The 1,025-nt window shown below is 59.8% G+C and carries 1 protein-coding gene; it reads left to right on the forward strand.

Features of this window, described 5'->3' with window-relative positions; translation table 11 throughout:
* Positions 1 to 401: 401 nt before the first annotated feature.
* Entirely contained in the window at positions 402 to 1,013 is a 612-nt protein-coding gene (locus tag ABZV94_RS42130) for a hypothetical protein (RefSeq protein WP_356350474.1), read from the forward strand.
* Positions 1,014 to 1,025: the final 12 nt, after the last annotated feature.

Genomic DNA, 1,025 nt, shown 5'->3' on the forward strand with positions numbered 1-1,025 from the left:
GCTCGGTGAAGGTCCAGACCGCGCTCAAAGACATGCGCGTCCGTCTTCGCCGGTACAACGGAGTTCCAGGAGCTGGCGAACTCCGTGAGCGAGCAGCCCGACTCGCTGCCTGATTCTCCGTACCCTGACAGCCCGTTCACCGCACCACGGCGGGGAGTACCCGACCTTGTCGGCGATCACGATCAACGACCTTATGGACCACCGCCCGGTAAAACGCTACGGCTCGGACGACACTCACGGCGGGGCCGTGGTCGAAGACTCCGGTGGCGTCTGGATAGGAAGTCGCCGAACCCGGCTCGGAGAGAGCGAGCCGCCGTTTGGAGCCGGGCCTTATATCAGTAACCTCCTGCGGATAGGATCTGGGGGACGGAAAATGGCCCTGTAAGTCCAGGAGGATGACGATGCGCATCCACATCCGGCACGATCCGCCGCTCAATAACACCGGGACACCGCGATGGCTGACCCTCCATTACAACAACTGGGACGACTTCCATTACCGCACCACATTCGATGCCTATTATCGACAAAATGACCTAACCTTGGTCTATCTAGGTCGGGTGCGTATCGCCCGTGCCGATCAGGCACCCGGCCCCAGCCCTCTCCCCGAGGGATTCCTGGGAATCGGATTGAGTGAACTCGGCGAAGATTGGTTCTCTCTCGGCCAGGACCCGGTGTACTACGACACCATCCGAAGGCTTGGCAACCGGACCCGCTCTGAGATTCTAACCGCACTGCAGGACATCGCCTTCCTTCCCGACATATTCGAGCGTGTTCACAACCTCACCGTGACGGAAACATCGCTTCTCCGAGGCATTGAGAAGCGGACAGTCAGGACGCAATTCAAGCGCATTGCGCACGGCGGAGCAATGTTGAAGAACTACGAATTCAACATCAACCCACCCTCCGACGTTTTCCCAAACTCCGAGCCGCTTGATTTTTCGGTAGACCCCAATTCAAACCCGCACCCGGGGAGAGCTTCTTCGGGCGGGGCGGGCATTCGCTGTCGGCGCTGAAACTGCTCGGCC

Origin of the sequence: Streptomyces sp. NPDC004658, assembly GCF_040609555.1 — a bacterium.
In the GTDB taxonomy this organism is placed as follows: Bacteria; Actinomycetota; Actinomycetes; order Streptomycetales; family Streptomycetaceae; genus Streptomyces.

Coding starts and splice junctions, on each gene's coding strand:
- ABZV94_RS42130 (WP_356350474.1), top strand. CDS start 402: ATGCGCATCCACATCCGGCACGATCCGCCGCTCAATAACACCGGGACA.